The following is a 15,620-nucleotide window of genomic DNA, read 5'->3' as shown; positions in this document are numbered from 1 at the left end:
TGCGAGTTCGGGCGGCCATGCTAGGAAATTCTCCAAGAGATGAAGTCTAAAGGGAAACGCAATGAAGGAAGTCCTTGCCGAATTGGAAGCTCGTCGCGAGATCGCTTACCTGGGCGGTGGTCAGCGGCGCATCGATTCACAGCATGCCAAGGGCAAGCTGACAGCGCGTGAGCGGATCGAGCTGCTTCTGGATGAGGGGTCCTTCGAAGAATTCGACATGTTCAAGTCACATCGCTGCACCGACTTCGGGATGGATGAAAACCACATTCCGGGCGACGGCGTGGTGACGGGCTGGGGCACGGTCAACGGCCGAACGGTTTATGTGTTTTCCAAGGACTTCACCGTCTTCGGCGGATCGCTGTCCGAAACCCATGCGCAAAAGATCATCAAGATCCAGGACATGGCTCTGCAAAACCGGGCGCCGATCATCGGGCTGTTCGATGCGGGCGGTGCGCGTATCCAGGAAGGCGTCGCGGCGCTGGGCGGATATGGTGAGGTGTTCCAGCGGAATGTTCTGGCCTCGGGGGTCATCCCGCAGATTTCCGTCATCATGGGCCCCTGTGCCGGCGGGGATGTGTATTCGCCGGCCATGACCGACTTCATCTTCATGGTGCGCGACACCTCCTACATGTTCGTCACCGGTCCGGATGTGGTGAAGACCGTAACCAACGAAACGGTGACGGCGGAGGAGCTGGGCGGGGCCTCAATCCACACCACCAAGTCCTCGATCGCGGACAAGGCCTTCGACAACGACGTGCTGGCTTTGCAGGAGGTGCGCCGGCTGATCGATTTCCTGCCGATGAACAATCAGGCAGACCTGCCGGAAATCGCCAACTATGATGATCCGACGCGCATCGATAACAGCCTCGACAGCCTCATTCCCGACAATCCGAACAAGCCTTACGACATCAAGGAACTGATCCTGAAGACGGTGGATGAGGCCGACTTCTTCGAGATCCAGCCGAATTTTGCCGGCAACATCGTGATCGGACTGGGCCGTATCGAAGGTCGCACGGTGGGGGTTGTCGCCAATCAGCCCATGGTGCTGGCCGGGGTTCTGGACAGTGACGCCAGCCGGAAGGCAGCGCGCTTCGTCCGCTTCTGCGATTGTTTTGGAATTCCGCTTGTGACCTTCGTCGACGTTCCGGGCTTTCTACCGGGAACAGCGCAGGAATACGGCGGGCTGATCAAGCATGGGGCGAAGTTGCTGTTCGCCTATGCCGAAGCAACCGTTCCGAAGGTCACCGTCATCACCCGCAAGGCCTATGGCGGGGCTTATGACGTGATGAGTTCCAAGCACATTCGCGGTGATATCAATTACGCTTGGCCGTCAGCTGAAATTGCGGTGATGGGAGCCAAGGGGGCTGTTGAAATTCTGTATCGCTCGGAACTGGCGGACAAGGACAAGATCGCCCAGCGCACCAAGGATTATGAGGACCGCTTCGCCAATCCCTTCGTTGCGGCGGAGCGTGGCTATATCGACGAAGTCATTCGTCCACATTCCACCCGCCGCCGGGTATCACGTGCGCTTAACATGTTGCGTTCAAAAACGCAGATAAACCCATGGAAAAAGCACGATAATATCCCCCTTTAAAGTGGGGTATGCCTTCGTCTGACTGGCGGTCAGCTTGTCAGTCGAAAATATCGCCGCGCCGGAACAGCGGTTCAAAGCACTCATAAGCGACCGGACAACGCGGATTGTCTGCAGTCGGGCCGAACTGCGTGCGGACCGACTGCCTGGCGTCACAATAACGGCGGTTGGATACAAACATCGAGTAGGTCGTGTTGCTGGTGGTGAAGACGACCTGACCATTGTCCCGCACCATGTTTTGCGCTTGAGCGCAGGTCAATTGCCGCAGGTCCGGGCGGGCGTAGGCGCTGCCGGTACCGACAAGCAGGGCGCAGCTGGCCAGCGCCAGACCCATGGCTTTGCGACTCAAGGTGTTGGGGGACGGGCGGCGCTCAAACGATCGGGTGAAGTCTGTTGCTGTCATCGTCTTCATCTCCTGGCTGCATCTGCAATCCTCAAAGGAACATTTGGGACCGTTTGAGGATGTTACAAGGCTAACGGCAGGACGTACGGCAGGTTGCGTCGCATCAGGAAATGGCGGGTCGGTCTCGGGTGATTTCAACGCTGACAGTGCCAACGGCAATGGGCAGCGGCGCGCCGGGCTTACGCACTTTGATGCTGACGCGTGCAATGCGTTCATCAGCATCGAAGATCGCGTCGGCGATGATCTGTGCAAGCTTTTCGAGCAATTGGACGCGGTTTCCGGTCACGGCCGCTTCCGCCGCCTTGACCAGACTGGCGTAGCAGACCGTGTCTTCATAGGCGTCCGTCTGGCCGGGCAGGGACAAATCGAGCCAGCAGGTCAGGTCGACGAGAAAACGCTGGCCCAGCCGTGCTTCTTCATCGAAGACGCCGTGGTATGCGAAAAACGCCAGGTCGTTGAGATGGATTGCGTCCATGGGTGTGAAAACTCGCAGGCTGAGGGTGCCACGAACAATGGCGGGAGAACCTGGCTGGGGGTTTAGAGAGGCTTGCTGGTAAAATCCAGACCGATCTTGCCAGTTCCGACCTTTTCGCGCCGAAGCCTGGCGGGGCGGGAGGCCATGCCGGAGTGCTTTCGAGCGCAAGATGGGCATTTGAAAATGCCAAGTTTGTCGAAAAGCTTAGCGCATCGTTCTTTGGCCTTATTGCACCGGCGTGTGCACACGCCTACAAAATCAGATCAAGCAAAAGTAACTCAGGGCGGAGCGCCGATGTTTTCCAAGATATTGATTGCAAACCGTGGCGAAATCGCCTGCCGGGTCATCAAGACGGCCCGTCAGATGGGAATCAAGACGGTGGCCGTCTATTCCGAGGCTGATCGTCAGGCGCTCCATGTCGAGCTTGCCGACGAGGCCGTCGCCATCGGGCCGGCGGCTGCGGCGCAATCCTATTTGGTGGCAGACAAGATCATTGAAGCCTGCAAGGCCACTGGGGCCGAGGCTGTCCATCCCGGCTATGGCTTTTTGTCGGAGCGGGCCAGTTTTGCCGAAGCACTGGACAAGGCGGGGATCGTTTTTATCGGCCCGAACCCGCACGCCATCGAAGCGATGGGCGACAAGATCGAATCGAAGAAATTCGCCAACCGGGCCAATGTCAGCACGGTTCCGGGCTATATCGGGGTTATCGAAACGACGGATCATGCTGTGCAGATCGCCGAGGAAATTGGCTATCCGGTGATGATCAAGGCCTCTGCCGGCGGCGGGGGCAAGGGCATGCGCATTGCCTGGAATGCCGATGAAACGCGGGATGGCTTTGACCGGTCCAAATCCGAGGCAGCCTCATCGTTCGGGGATGACCGGGTTTTTATCGAGAAATTCATCGAGAGCCCACGTCACATTGAGATCCAGGTGCTGGGCGACAAGCACGGAAACGCGATTTATCTGGGCGAGCGGGAGTGCTCCATCCAGCGGCGCAACCAGAAAGTCATCGAGGAGGCGCCGTCTCCCTTGCTGGATGAGGCGACCCGCAAGGCAATGGGCGAGCAGGCGGTGGCTCTGGCCAAGGCCGTGGATTACGATAGTGCCGGAACGGTCGAGTTTGTCGTTGGTCAGGACAAGCAATTCTATTTTCTCGAAATGAACACCCGTTTGCAGGTGGAACACCCTGTGACGGAGCTGATCACGGGCGTTGATCTGGTCGAGCAGATGATCCGGGTGGCTTACGGCGAAAAGCTGGCGATGGCCCAGGCCGATGTGACGCTGACGGGCTGGGCAGTGGAAAGCCGTATCTATGCCGAGGATCCATACCGCAACTTCCTCCCTTCGATCGGTCGTCTGGTGCGCTATCGTCCGCCGCAGGAAAGCTCGGTCGACGGGATCACGGTTCGCAATGACACCGGTGTCGTGGAGGGAGACGAGATCTCGATGTTCTACGACCCGATGGTGGCAAAGCTGGTGACCCATGGCCCTGACAGGGCCAGTGCCATTGCGGCGATGAGCCAGGCGCTGGACGCGTTTTATGTCGATGGCATCCAGCACAATGTGCCGTTCCTGACGGCCCTGATGGGCCATCCGCGGTGGCAGGCCGGCACGCTGACCACAAACTTTATTGCCGATGAATATCCTGATGGCTTTCAGCCGCCGGTTCCCGACGATGAAGCGCGCGCCGTTCTGGCTGCTGTTGCTCTGTCGATCGGCGCTATTCAACGCGAACGTCTCGATCACTTGCCGGGGCGGCTGCGGGCGCATTCTGGGGCGGTGCGTGAAAAGTGGGTGGTCAAACTGGACAAGTCCTATGTGCCTGTCGCGCTGCTGGAGGGCTATCCGGGATCCCCGATCGAGATCGACATTGCAGTCGACGACAAGACACCGATCACGCTGCGCTCCGACTGGCGTCCGGGGGACGCGTTGTGGCAAGGGACTGTCGGCAAGCGTAGCGTTGTGGTGCAGGTTCGCCCGGCAGAGGGTGGGCTTCGTCTCGACTGGCAGGGCTACTCGGTTCGGGCCCGTGTCATGACGCCACGCATTGCCGAACTGGATGCCCTGATGCCGGAGAAGCTGCCGCCGGACACCTCGAAAATGCTGCTGTGCCCGATGCCGGGACTGGTGGTGTCAATCGCGGTTGAAGAAGGCCAAGAGGTCAAGGCCGGCGAGCAGCTCGCTGTCGTTGAGGCCATGAAGATGGAGAACGTCTTACGGGCGGAGCGGGATTGCACGGTGACAGCCATCAAGGCTACACCGGGTGACAGTCTTGCCGTGGATGCGATCATCATGGAGTTCGATTGAGCGGATTCCCGTTCTTCGGCACTTGTTGAGCCCGTTCATATCCGTCTCATTGCGGCCCTGCCCAAGTTGGTATTTTCATGAGCCTGTCTGCTGCGCTGTTCGATCTGGACGGTACCCTGACCGATCCTTTCGAGGGCATTACCCGGTCGATCCAATACGCACTTGAGAAGATGCAGGTACACGTTCCTGCGGCTGAAGAGCTGCGCTGGTGCATCGGGCCGCCGCTGTGGGAGAGCTTTGAGAAGCTGTTGGGGACGACGGACCGGTTTGTGCAGGATCAGGCGGTTGCCTTTTACCGGGAGCGCTATCGCAAGACCGGGCTGTTTGAAAACGTGCTGATTGAAGGGATCGACACGGTCGTGCGCGATCTGCATGGCGCCGGAGTGAAGCTGTATGTGGCGACATCAAAGCCGCATGCCTATGCCGGCACCATCGTCGAGCATTTTGGGCTACTGCCGTTTTTCAATCATGTCCATGGATCCGAGCTCGACGGAACCCGCTCGGCCAAGACCGAACTCATCGCCTACGTATTGGAGCAGGAGGGGCTGTCTGCGGAAAGCTGCGTGATGATTGGCGACCGGAAGCATGATCTGATTGGCGCGAATGCGAACCACGTGGAAGCGCTGGGCGTCATGTGGGGATATGGCTCGCGTGCGGAGCTGGCAGCGGAGAACCCAGCCGGTATTTTCGACAGGCCGGCGGATCTCGGCAGCTATTTGCGCACCTGGGGCGACTAAACCGCCTTCCTACTATGAAATCTTTCAGATCCCTTAGCACTTTTCCGGGTAGTCAACGGCAACGCAGTATTTGCCGCATACGTTGATTTATTGATTTATCCTGATTTTGGGAGACCTGCTTTGGTCAGAGCTGTTGCAGTAGACGCCGGTGTTCAGTCTGGCATTTTCGATCGTGTCGTTGGCTTCTTCAGCCATGTCTCCCGGCCCAGCTTTGAGGGTATTTCCAGCTATCAGTTTCGCCGGGTTGATCCGTCATTGCTCTCCGACTTCATGCCTTGGCGACTTTGCTTGGTGGAGGCGCATGCCCATGAGATCGGCAACCGGGTCCGCGATGCACGGCTTCTGCTTGGCGACGATTGTCACCTGATTGCGCTGATCTTTGGAGATGGCGATGCCGGTCGCGTCGTTGAGGCTCTTGATGCGGGCGCTGATGATGCTCTGCTGCATCCCGATGAAGGAGCCATTTCCACGGCGCTTTTGAAGGGGGAGCGGTTCGCCGCCAAATTGGACCGGTTGGAGATGCGAGTGCGTGAGGCGGAATTGACGCGCGCTGCCGGCCAGTTGGCGCTGGACAATCTTCCGACCCCGATCTTCTTCAAGAACCGGGAAGGCATCTACACCTGGTGTAACAAGGCGTTTGAGGCGTTTCTTGGTTTGTCCGCACAGGCGATCATCGGGAAATCGGTGTTCGAGATTTCCCCGCCGGAGCTGGCGCGTGTCTATCATGACGCGGATGAGGCGCTGATGCAGGAGGGGGGCACGCAGATCTATGATGCTGAGGTGAATTGCGCCACCACCGGGCGCCGCAAGGTGACCTTCCACAAGGCGGCGACGGTTGATACCCAGTCCCGCCGTGTGGTTGGGCTGGCTGGCGCCATGCTGGATGTCACAGATCGATCGGAGCTGGAAAAGAAGCTGAAGACGGCAGCCGAGTGTGATCCTTTGACTGGCGCCTTTAACCGCCGCAAGTTTTTCGAACTGGCACATCATGCGGAAAGGCAACACGTTACCAGCGGCATTCCTTTCTGTACTCTTGTTCTGGATGTGGACCACTTCAAGCAGGTCAATGATTCCCACGGTCATGCCTGTGGCGATGAGGTCTTGTGTCAGCTCTCTGATTTTTTGCGGGCAGGGGCCAAGACAGGCGATATCGTGGCTCGGGCCGGGGGCGAGGAATTCTATTGCCTCATCCATGGTCAAGATCTCGAGCAATCCCTGAAATGCGGGGAGTATATTCGCCGGCTTGTTGATGAACATGAGTTCATTTACGAGGGCAAGCTCGTGCCAATGACCGTCAGCATCGGCCTTGCGGAGCACCGTGCGGACGAGCCTGTCAGCGAGACCATTCGCAGGGCCGACAAGGCGCTCTATATCGCCAAAGACAGCGGTCGCAACAGGGTTTGTGGCGACTAGGTTTGCCAGAAATTTGCTTGGGACTTGCCTGGGGCGGCAGAAGCAGTTACATGAAATTCAGTAATACTGAAAACTTCTCGGGGCGGGGTGCAATTCCCCACCGGCGGTATCGGGGCAACCCGGAGCCCGCGAGCGCCGTTTGAAGGGCCTTCTGGTGGAGGCCTGTCGACGGGTCAGCAGATCTGGTGAGATGCCAGAGCCGACGGTGATAGTCCGGATATGAGAGAAGTCTGCAGCCTTGCAGGACACCCGTTACATCGGTGTATCCGCTTGAGGCTGTGCCTGTGCCCCGATCAGTTGCAAATGGAACACTGATCTTGGCGACGCATACACCTTCTTCCACCTTCCCGGTTCTGGCTGCCGTTCTCATGGTTTTGGCCGGAGCGTCCTTTGCGGCCGTCAACGTGGCCTTGCAGACGGCGACGATGAAACTCGGCATGCCGTCGTCCTCCGTCGTGTTCTGGCAATATGGTGCTGCATTGCTGTGCGGAGTGCCCTGGCTTCTTCGTCATGGGCTCAGCAGTATGGCGACCTCCCAGATGGGGCTGCATTTGCTTCGCATCGTCTTTGCCGTGGTGGGGGTCCAGTTGTGGGGAGCGGGTTTGGCCCAGGTTGAAATCTGGCAAGCCATTGCCCTGGTGATGAGCTCACCATTCTTTGTCATCCTGGGTGCGCGGGTGTTCTTGAAGGAAGAGGTCGGTGTTGCACGGCTGGGGGCGACGCTCGTCGGTTTTGGCGGAGTTGCCGTCATTCTGGAGCCCTGGGCGCAAGGTTGGCAGCCTGCCGTTCTCCTGCCGCTGGGCGCAGCAGCTTTCTGGGGCGCTGCGTCGCTGATCACCAAGAAGCTGTCGATCCGTGAGAAGCCTGAGACGGTCACTGCTTATCTTTTGTTGCTGCTGACACCGGTCAACCTGGCCTTTGCCATGACGGAGGGGCTGGCGTTTCCCTCTTCTCCGACAGGATATGTTGCCATCGCGGCGGCGGGGCTTTTCACTGTCTGTGCCAATTATTTCCTGACACTGGCCTATTCCAAGGCGGATGCGGCGTACGTTCAGCCGTTTGATCATCTGAAGCTGCCGCTGAATGTGGCTTTTGGCTTTCTGGCCTTTGGTTTTGCTCCCACCGGGGCTTTCTGGCCCGGAGCCTTGCTGATCGTTGCAGCGTCGCTTTATGTCATGCACGATGAGCGCAAGCGTCAGGCGAAAGGGCTGCTTCTTACAGAATCCTGAAGCCTGGGTGTTCTGCGTTGATGCAGATGAAAGGAACTTGTCCATGAGTGACGAAATGGGACGTCTCAGCGTTCTGGCGCGCATTTCCGGACGGGTTCAGGGCGTCGGTTATCGTGACTGGTGCGCTGACGAAGCGCGGAAACACGGTCTGACCGGGTGGGTCCGCAACCGAAAGGATGGCCTGGTGGAGGCGTTGTTCTGCGGATCGCAAGATGCCGTGGAAGAGATGTTGGAGCAAGCCAGAAGCGGTCCGCGCTGGGCAAATGTCGACGACATTCAGACCTCGCCCGTTCTTGAGCCAGAAGAGCATGAAACCTTTGAGCGCAAGCCGACGGTCTGATCTTGCGCCTGTATCTCTTGCCAAACGGCTACGATGATCATATTAGGGAATGATCATTTCCTAATATCGGCGTTCGAAAATGAATGTCTCAGCATCGGATGATCTTATGTCGCTTGAGCCGCCGAGCCGCAAAACTGCGGGACGCCCCCGCAGCTTCGATCTGGATCAAGTGCTTGATCGGGCAATCCCTGTGTTTTCCGAACGCGGGTTGAACGGAACGGCAATTTCCGATCTCAAGCCAGCCACCGGATTGACGGCAGGAAGCCTCTACAAGTGCTTTACCGACAAGAATGACATCTTCCGCCAGGCGCTGGAGCACTACGGACAGCACCGCAAGGCACTTCTGGCTGATGTGGCGGCTCATCAGGGCAGGGGCGTCGACAAGCTGACCCTGCTTCTGGAGGCTTATGGCGAGAAATGCAGTGGCGATGCCGGTAAACGGGGGTGTCTTGTTGTTCTGAGCACGGCTGAGCTGTCGGGTCTCGACGAGGTATCGCGCGGCCTTGTGTTGTCAGCGTTGGCTGAGGTCGAAGCGGCTCTTGAGGCGACCATCGTTGAAGGGTCCAGAGACGGATCCATGCGTGCCGACCTCGACCCGCCTGCGACGGCTAGTCTTTTGTGGTGCATGCTGCTGGGACTTCGTCTTGTGGGCAAGACCGGCATCGACCGCAAGGCCGTGTCGTCGGTGGTTCAACAGGCTCTCCGGCTGGTGACCTGATCCGGCCAGGCCCTTCCCTCTTAATTCCTGCCTCCTTGCACCTCCTGCAATCTGGACTGGCCGACTGCCTCCCGGTCTGCCGTTCTTCCTCTTTCGGGTGTTCTTCACCCCGGAGCTTTTGAAATGTCGTCTGATACTACTTCCACTCCGGCGATGACGCCGGGGCTGACCTTTCTTATGGCCGCGTCTTGCGGTCTGGTTGCCGCAAATCTTTACTTTGGCCAACCGCTTGCAGGCCCGATTGCTGCTGACATCGGCCTTCCGGATAAAGCTGCGGGGCTAATCGTGACGCTGACCCAGATCGGCTACGTGCTCGGTCTGTTGTTCATCGTGCCGCTCGGCGATCTGCTGGAAAACCGGCGTCTCATTGTAACCCTTGTTGCGATGGTCATCGTCGCGCTGGTTGTTGCGGGGCTTTCGCAAACGCCTCATCTTTTTCTCGGGGCCGCCTTTGCGGTCGGCATTGCCTCGACCTCGGTTCAGCTCATCGTACCGTTCGCGGCGGGGTTGGCGAGCGATGCAAAACGTGGACAGGTCGTGGGCAATGTCATGTCTGGCTTGATGGTCGGCATCATGATGGCGCGGCCGGTCGCCAGTTTCATCACCCGCGTGTCGTCCTGGCATGTGGTCTATTTTCTCTCCGCCGCAATCATGTTGGTTCTGGCTTTCGTCCTGCACGCACGGCTGCCATTGCGGCGCCCCCAATCGCGCGAAAGCTACGGCCAACTTATCGGCTCGATGCTGATGCTCTTCAAAAGCGAACCGGTGGTGCGTCGCAGAGCTCTGTATCAGGCGTGTCAGTTTTCAGCATTCACCGTTTTCTGGACAGTTGTGCCACTGGTTCTTGCCGGTCCGGCGTTCGGCCTGGGGCAGGGGGCGATCGGTCTGTTTGCGCTGGCTGGTGTTGCCGGTGCGATTGCTTCGCCGATTGCTGGACGACTGGCAGACCGGGATCTTGGCGGACCGGCGACCGTCTTCGGAATGATGGCGGTTGCATCCGGTTTTCTCATGTCCTGGCTTGGCGAGAGCGGCGGCGCGCTGCAGTTGAGCCTGTTGACGATTGGGGCGATTGTTCTGGATTTTGGTGTCACCACGACCATGGTCGTCGGACAGCGGGCGATTTTCGGACTTGATCCGGCGCGTCGTGCCCGGATGAACGGCATCTACATGGCGACCTTCTTTATTGGTGGCGCCATCGGGTCATCGCTTGGTGTTTGGCTTTACGAGGCGCATGGGTGGCAGGGGGCGGCCACGCTGGGTGTGGCCTTGCCTTGCATGGCGATCCTGTATTTCCTCACCGATCGTCGGCGATGATACCTCAAGCCGCTGCGTGAACCGGTTATCGGCTGATCACACTGTCGGGCCGAAGATCTTTTCGAATTCGGCCCGCAGAACACTGTCGTTCTCGGCCATGGATACTGGAATGCCCAGATCGACCAGGCTGGTGACGCCATGCTCGGAGATGCCGCAGGGCACGATGCCGGAAAAATGCTCCAGTTCCGGCTCAACGTTGAAGCTGATACCATGGAACGTCACCCATTTGCGCAGGCGAATGCCGATGGCGGCGACCTTGTCTTCCACGGTTGCTCCCCGGTCCGGACGACGCACCCACACGCCAACCCTGTCTTCCCGGCGCTCACCGCGAATGTGATAGGACCACAGGCTGTTGATGATCCAGGCTTCCAGCGCAGCTACAAAGGCGCGCACGTCTGGTTCCCGGCGCTTCAGGTTCAGCATGACATAGGCAACCCGCTGGCCGGGGCCATGGTAGGTGTGCTGGCCACCACGCCCGGTCTTGTGGACGGGGAACCGGTCAGGCGCGACCAGGTCGCTGTCCTGTGCACTGGTGCCGGCGGTGTAAAGGGGCGGGTGCTCCAGCAGCCAGACGCGCTCGTTCAGCTCGCCCGCAGCAATGCCGGCAACGATGCGGTCCATTTCGGCAATCGCCGTTTCGTATGGCACCAGATCGTCTGAAATGACCCATTCGACAGGGGGGGAGCTTTCCCGGGGCAGAAAGTCTGGAAGCAGGTCGTCTCTTTGTGGAACGCTCATAGGGCTTAAGGTCGCTGGCGATTTCTTTGGCTCGTCGGCCATGGTAAGGCTTATGGTTAAGAAGCCGTCCGCCGGTCGATTCCTTCTTTGCGGGAAGCGATCAGGCAGGGCCTTGCGGCAGTCATACTAGTGAGCGGAACCGATGGCCACCTTTGATGAAATCAATGTCGATATTTCCGTTGTGCTCGGCGCCTCGGAAATGCCGGTGCATCAGCTCCTGCGTATGGGGCGTGGGGCTGTGATCGACCTGGATGTCTCCGAGGATGATGATGTGCTGGTTTATGCCAATAAAACGCTTGTGGCGCGCGGACAGGTCGTGCTTCTGGGCGAGCGCATCGGTATCTCGATTACCGAAGTGATGCTTCGCAGTCCGGATGTTCGGCCAATGCGCACGGAAGGGCCTCTTTGAAAAGTTATCCACGGGCGGGGAAGTGACGGTATTCCTAGGGTTTTACGGTTTTCTTCGTGTCTTTTTGTTGGCCCTGTGAATTATTCGAAATTGCGCTCTTGCGCAGTAGTACCCCCTTTGCTAAATGGAGCCCCACGCCGCGAGCAAGCGGCGCTTCTCTTCACTGATCCAGGCGGTCGTGGCGGAATTGGTAGACGCGCAGCGTTGAGGTCGCTGTGGGGTAAAACCCGTGGAAGTTCGAGTCTTCTCGACCGCACCATCAGTGAGAGATGTAAGTCTTTGACTTAATAAAGAAACCGGCTTTGAGCCGGTTTTTTTATTGTCTAAATGGCGATTTTTACCCCACAATTTACCCCACGTGCGTGTTGATGTTGGGTTTGCGTGATCGGGACCGTTTCCTGAAGTGCCATTCCTCCGGTACTTGGTATTACCGGCGACGGGTTGCGTTGCGGGTTCGGTCATTGGACAAACGCACATCCATAGAAACATCCCTGAGAACCAAATCGCTTGATGTGGCCCGGCTGCGGCGGGATGTCATGGAAGAAGCGGATACGCTATAATGGGCGTCTCTTCTGGGCGGCGGGGAAGGGGGGCGTTGATCCGGCGACTGCCCGCTGCAAGGCTTCCTAATAACGGGCGCTGGCGCTGGGGTTCGTATGGAAGTCCGCCAGCGGTCTGCTGGGTCATGGGCCGGTTGAGGAGTTGCCGGCCTGTTTGGAAGCGATGGACACGGCAGAAACGGTCGTCAAAGCGATGGCATTTCTACACCCTCGAACCTTCAGGACGTGCCGAACTTGTCACCTTGCTGCGTTCCGGGATACCGGCTGCCGCTCAATACTTGCCGTCAGTGTGACCTGGACCTCAGCAGCTAGCAGGTGTCGGGCCGGTCATGCCCACCCCGGGCTTCGGCGGGTCGGGGGGGGGGGCATTGAGCGGCAAACCTCAGAAAAAGCTCATAGGCCCGCGACCAAGCCAAACGCAGCCGGGTGCTGGCGCCCGAGCAGTCTGGATCTTGCGATACAATGGCCATTCCTGTGAAGCCCGCAAGATTACTTGTTAGTCTAGAATTTCAGTTGCGGAAGAGCTTATCTGGAGTGTATGCATTTACTCGGAAGTATAAATACTTATTTTTGTTTTTACTTCAAAAAATCCAAAAAATATCTGATTATTTTATTGTAACTCTTAAGTTTAGTTGATCCAATTCACTCTTCCTTCAAGTCTGGAATGCTCAATTGGCCTGAAGAGATTTCACGTCGATTAAGAGCCCGATAATATGAGTTCCGATATCAACATTCTGCTCCGTTCCATGCGGCAGCTGGTTCCCAATCCGGAAACCAGTGCGATTCTGTCAACGCTCGGCGTCTCTTATTGGGCATATGATCCCATTGCCCAGGAACTCTGCTGGCAGCGAACTGACGTGACCAGCGTTCGTGGCTATCGAGTGGCCAAGTTCACGATCCAACAAGCCTTGCAATTCTACGCCCAACCGGACAGAAAACGGTTTATGCAGCTGATCTCCGACGCTGTTCAGAACGGCCTCTCATCGCCCATTCAGGTCACGATGAAGACGGAAGCCGGCACTGCTTCGTTTGAGCTGGTTGCTGCCCTGGTCTCCGACAAGAAGGCTCCCCTGGTCGTTGGGCTGATGAAAGAATGTCGGGCTAATAGCCCTAGCGCTTTTGAGTTGCCCAACTTCTTGAAAGGCCTGTCCCACGTTTTTGTCTCGTCCCCTACAGCGGTTTTGATGACAGACAGCAAGGGCGTCATTCGATTTGCCAATCAGGCCTTCTTGCGTAGTTTTGCAATTAAGAATGCAAAGCACATCATCGGGCGTGACGTTCGTACAATTCCAAATCACCTGGGAAAGAGGCTTGTTGTATCCTTTTCTGATCTATTGGAAAACAAAAAGGAAATTCAAGGCTCCATGCAACTGCCGCAAGCAGCTGGTCAGGCACAAGAGCTCCAATTCAGGCTTCATCCTCTGGAACTGAGCCATCCGCACGGCGGCTGTATCTTTGTTGGGGAGGCCAACAGACAGCCAGAAGGCATTGACGCTACCAATGTCTTGGATGCCGTTCCGACGCCAATACTGGTCGCGGATCTTGGTTCAAGACGGATCATATATGCCAACAAGGCAGGTCGGGGTGAGCTTGGCCTGTCGGCCACTCAGATTGGGACGGAGCGACTGTCTGACAAGTTGATGAGCGCCGCCGATGTGCGTGATCTTACAGAAGTGCTCGAAAGTGTGGGCTGGGATGCAGGACGTGTGTGGCAGGTCGAAAGTCACATCGGCCTCAAGCGTCACTATCGAATTCGCAGCTGTTTTATTGGCGAGCGGACAAATCAGCAAATCGTTCTGGAGTTTCTGCCTGTTCGGAAGGCAAAGGACAAACCAGCGAACGAAAAGGCTCAGAATTTCTTTACGCGTCTGCTTGATTTGAACCTTACGAATTGAGGCCCACTGCTTACTTGTTCATCTTTGACGAGCGTAGAACCGCACGCACTCGCTGACAGGTGCCATGCGTCCCCGCTTTGTGCTGCACCCCAAACCCATCCGTTAATCTCGTGCGCAAGCGGTCTCGTCAATCGCGACAGAGGATGAACTGATTTGTAGATTCCCTTCCAGCCGGAGGAAGAACGGCAGGTGGTCGGTGCGGCTCTTGGTTGTTTGATCGATTGCGCGTGGAACACGTGGGGTCTGGCCATATGCTGGCAAGCGGAGGGAGGTTTGCAGCGTGAGCAAGACGATGCCGCGTCGGACGGCCCGTTGAGCCGGTGTAGCCTTCCGGTCGCTGGAACTCGATGACGGTTTTTGCAACGGACTACTGCGTCCGTCCCCTGAGCACAGCATCCGGATAATGGCAATTTTAGCAGACCTGTGCGAACCACCGAAATGGTTGTCGTGGGCCGTTCTTTGGGAGCCAATAGCTTTGTGGAATAGGTCGGCAGCGCTGAGCGATGGCTCGACTTAAATCCCATAGTGAATTCGCCTCAATCCAATTCCCTTTATGATGTCCTGATGCGGAGCTGGGGCGTTCCTCATGGATCCGTTGAGTGACTTGTTGTGACAGGTTGTGAGACCCTTCGGACGAGTGTGACTTGCTCTTCTGGGTGCGACCAGCTAGGGCGGGGGCTGGAAAATCGCTGTCAGGGAGACACGTATGAGTCCGCTGTTTTACAGCTACGGTGCTTTGGCCATCGCGATCGCTCTTGAGGTGGCAGGAACTTCGTTTCTGCAGGCCTCTCAGCAGTTTACAAAGTCCGGCCCTGTGCTGGCCATGACACTGTGCTACGGCGTGTCATTCTACCTCCTGTCGATCAGCCTGAAGGTGCTTCCCGTGGGGATTGCCTATGCGGTCTGGAGCGGTCTGGGGATCGTACTGATCAGTCTGGTTGGTGTGCTTCTGTTTCGGCAAAGCCTGGACCTGGCGGCTCTAATCGGGCTTGGACTGATCATTCTAGGTGTTGTTGTGGTGAATGTCTTTTCAAGCAGCACCGGGCACTGAACTCATGCGGCAAGTGACCAAGGGTGTTGTTCTTGGCTTGGTCATGCTGCTGATGTGCGGCCCGGTTGTGGCCGACCCAGTTGCCTTGCAGCTGGCCATGCGCAAGCCGTCTTCGAGCCTTGGAGGCCTGACGTGTCAGCAACTTTTCGCCCTTGAGCGCAAGGTTCTGAGGGCGGGCGGTATCTGCGCATCGCAGCAGCGCCCGGCGCGGCTGGTTCTGGGCATTCGGGTTCGGTGTGTGTCTGAGGATGAGCGCGTGTTGCCTGCTGCTGCGCGGCGTTATCTGGGGGATGTCCGAAAGCAGGTCGGGGTAAAATCCTGCCAGCGTTGAGCTTGACGCATTTAACTCATCTGCCTTTTATTTCCGAACGTTACGTGAAAATACAGCTGGGTCTTTATGGAACTTCGGGTAGGCTAGACCCGTTGGCCTGGGGAAGCTT

General features: G+C 57.6%; 16 protein-coding genes, 1 tRNA gene and 1 riboswitch. Of the genes, 14 read left to right on the top strand and 3 right to left on the bottom strand.

The features are described 5' to 3' along the window. The first annotated feature begins 61 nt into the window (after positions 1–61). Positions 62–1,594 (top strand): acyl-CoA carboxylase subunit beta, encoded by a 1,533-nt coding sequence (locus tag J0X15_RS06135; RefSeq protein ID WP_206938956.1) that lies wholly within the window; start codon positions 62–64, stop codon positions 1,592–1,594. Positions 1,595–1,631: 37 nt separating this feature from the next. On the opposite strand, the gene J0X15_RS06130 is transcribed toward J0X15_RS06135, so the two are convergent. Both J0X15_RS06130 and folB read right to left on the bottom strand, forming a co-directional pair. Continuing rightward, positions 1,632–1,994, bottom strand: coding sequence for a hypothetical protein (locus J0X15_RS06130; protein ID WP_209015111.1), 363 nt, complete (start codon positions 1,992–1,994; stop codon positions 1,632–1,634). 103 nt (positions 1,995–2,097) lie between these two features. Beyond that, positions 2,098–2,469 (bottom strand): dihydroneopterin aldolase, encoded by a 372-nt coding sequence (gene folB / locus J0X15_RS06125; protein ID WP_206938955.1) that lies wholly within the window; start codon positions 2,467–2,469, stop codon positions 2,098–2,100. A 294-nt stretch (positions 2,470–2,763) separates the two neighbouring features. Here folB and J0X15_RS06120 point away from each other — a divergent pair, with 294 nt between their 5' ends. From J0X15_RS06120 to J0X15_RS06090, 7 genes are all read left to right on the top strand, one after another. Beyond that, the gene (locus J0X15_RS06120) at positions 2,764–4,776 is read left to right on the top strand and encodes an acetyl-CoA carboxylase biotin carboxylase subunit (protein WP_206938953.1); all 2,013 of its coding nucleotides are present in this window, start codon (positions 2,764–2,766) and stop codon (positions 4,774–4,776) included. A 77-nt stretch (positions 4,777–4,853) separates the two neighbouring features. Further along, positions 4,854–5,513, top strand: coding sequence for an HAD family hydrolase (locus J0X15_RS06115; protein WP_206938952.1), 660 nt, complete (start codon positions 4,854–4,856; stop codon positions 5,511–5,513). A 120-nt stretch (positions 5,514–5,633) separates the two neighbouring features. Further along, a complete protein-coding gene (locus tag J0X15_RS06110; protein ID WP_206938951.1) occupies positions 5,634–6,926 on the top strand; it encodes a sensor domain-containing diguanylate cyclase in 1,293 nt (430 codons plus the stop codon). Between the two features lie 69 nt (positions 6,927–6,995). After that, a riboswitch (FMN riboswitch) is annotated at positions 6,996–7,159 on the top strand. 84 nt (positions 7,160–7,243) lie between these two features. Next, positions 7,244–8,155, top strand: coding sequence for a DMT family transporter (locus J0X15_RS06105; RefSeq protein ID WP_231710301.1), 912 nt, complete (start codon positions 7,244–7,246; stop codon positions 8,153–8,155). Positions 8,156–8,198: 43 nt separating this feature from the next. Next, positions 8,199–8,495 carry an acylphosphatase gene (locus tag J0X15_RS06100; RefSeq protein ID WP_209015110.1) on the top strand — a complete coding sequence of 99 codons (297 nt, stop codon included), beginning with the start codon at positions 8,199–8,201 and terminating at the stop codon, positions 8,493–8,495. A gap of 106 nt (positions 8,496–8,601) precedes the next feature. Continuing rightward, on the top strand, positions 8,602–9,213 hold the full coding sequence (locus tag J0X15_RS06095) for a TetR/AcrR family transcriptional regulator (protein ID WP_206938949.1): 612 nt from the start codon (positions 8,602–8,604) through the stop codon (positions 9,211–9,213). Between the two features lie 123 nt (positions 9,214–9,336). Next, positions 9,337–10,527: an MFS transporter gene (locus J0X15_RS06090; protein WP_206938947.1), complete on the top strand. Its 1,191-nt coding sequence runs from the start codon at positions 9,337–9,339 to the stop codon at positions 10,525–10,527. Positions 10,528–10,563: 36 nt separating this feature from the next. Here J0X15_RS06090 and lipB read toward each other — a convergent pair whose 3' ends face one another. Next, the gene (gene lipB, locus J0X15_RS06085) at positions 10,564–11,265 is read right to left on the bottom strand and encodes a lipoyl(octanoyl) transferase LipB (RefSeq protein ID WP_206938945.1); all 702 of its coding nucleotides are present in this window, start codon (positions 11,263–11,265) and stop codon (positions 10,564–10,566) included. A gap of 142 nt (positions 11,266–11,407) precedes the next feature. On the opposite strand from lipB, the gene J0X15_RS06080 reads away from it, so the two are divergent. The 6 genes from J0X15_RS06080 to J0X15_RS06060 all read left to right on the top strand — a co-directional run bounded on the left by J0X15_RS06080 (position 11,408) and on the right by J0X15_RS06060 (position 15,511). Continuing rightward, entirely contained in the window at positions 11,408–11,674 is a 267-nt protein-coding gene (locus J0X15_RS06080) for a FliM/FliN family flagellar motor switch protein (RefSeq protein WP_206938943.1), read from the top strand. 172 nt (positions 11,675–11,846) lie between these two features. After that, positions 11,847–11,933 (top strand) — tRNA-Leu (locus tag J0X15_RS06075). Positions 11,934–12,042: 109 nt separating this feature from the next. After that, positions 12,043–12,234 carry a DUF6538 domain-containing protein gene (locus J0X15_RS20420; protein WP_408015324.1) on the top strand — a complete coding sequence of 64 codons (192 nt, stop codon included), beginning with the start codon at positions 12,043–12,045 and terminating at the stop codon, positions 12,232–12,234. 713 nt (positions 12,235–12,947) lie between these two features. Next, positions 12,948–14,129: a PAS domain-containing protein gene (locus tag J0X15_RS06070; RefSeq protein ID WP_206938941.1), complete on the top strand. Its 1,182-nt coding sequence runs from the start codon at positions 12,948–12,950 to the stop codon at positions 14,127–14,129. Between the two features lie 706 nt (positions 14,130–14,835). After that, positions 14,836–15,180 (top strand): DMT family transporter, encoded by a 345-nt coding sequence (locus J0X15_RS06065; protein WP_206938940.1) that lies wholly within the window; start codon positions 14,836–14,838, stop codon positions 15,178–15,180. Then, positions 15,152–15,511, top strand: a complete 360-nt coding sequence (locus J0X15_RS06060; RefSeq protein WP_206938939.1) for a hypothetical protein — start codon at positions 15,152–15,154, stop codon at positions 15,509–15,511. Before J0X15_RS06065 ends, J0X15_RS06060 begins: the two co-directional genes overlap by 29 nt. Positions 15,512–15,620: the final 109 nt, after the last annotated feature.

Source organism: Roseibium limicola, from assembly GCF_017313085.1.
Classification (GTDB): domain Bacteria; phylum Pseudomonadota; class Alphaproteobacteria; order Rhizobiales; family Stappiaceae; genus Roseibium; species Roseibium limicola.
The sequence above is the reverse complement of the archived record's forward strand: the minus strand, read 5'-3'. Positions and strand labels throughout refer to the sequence as shown.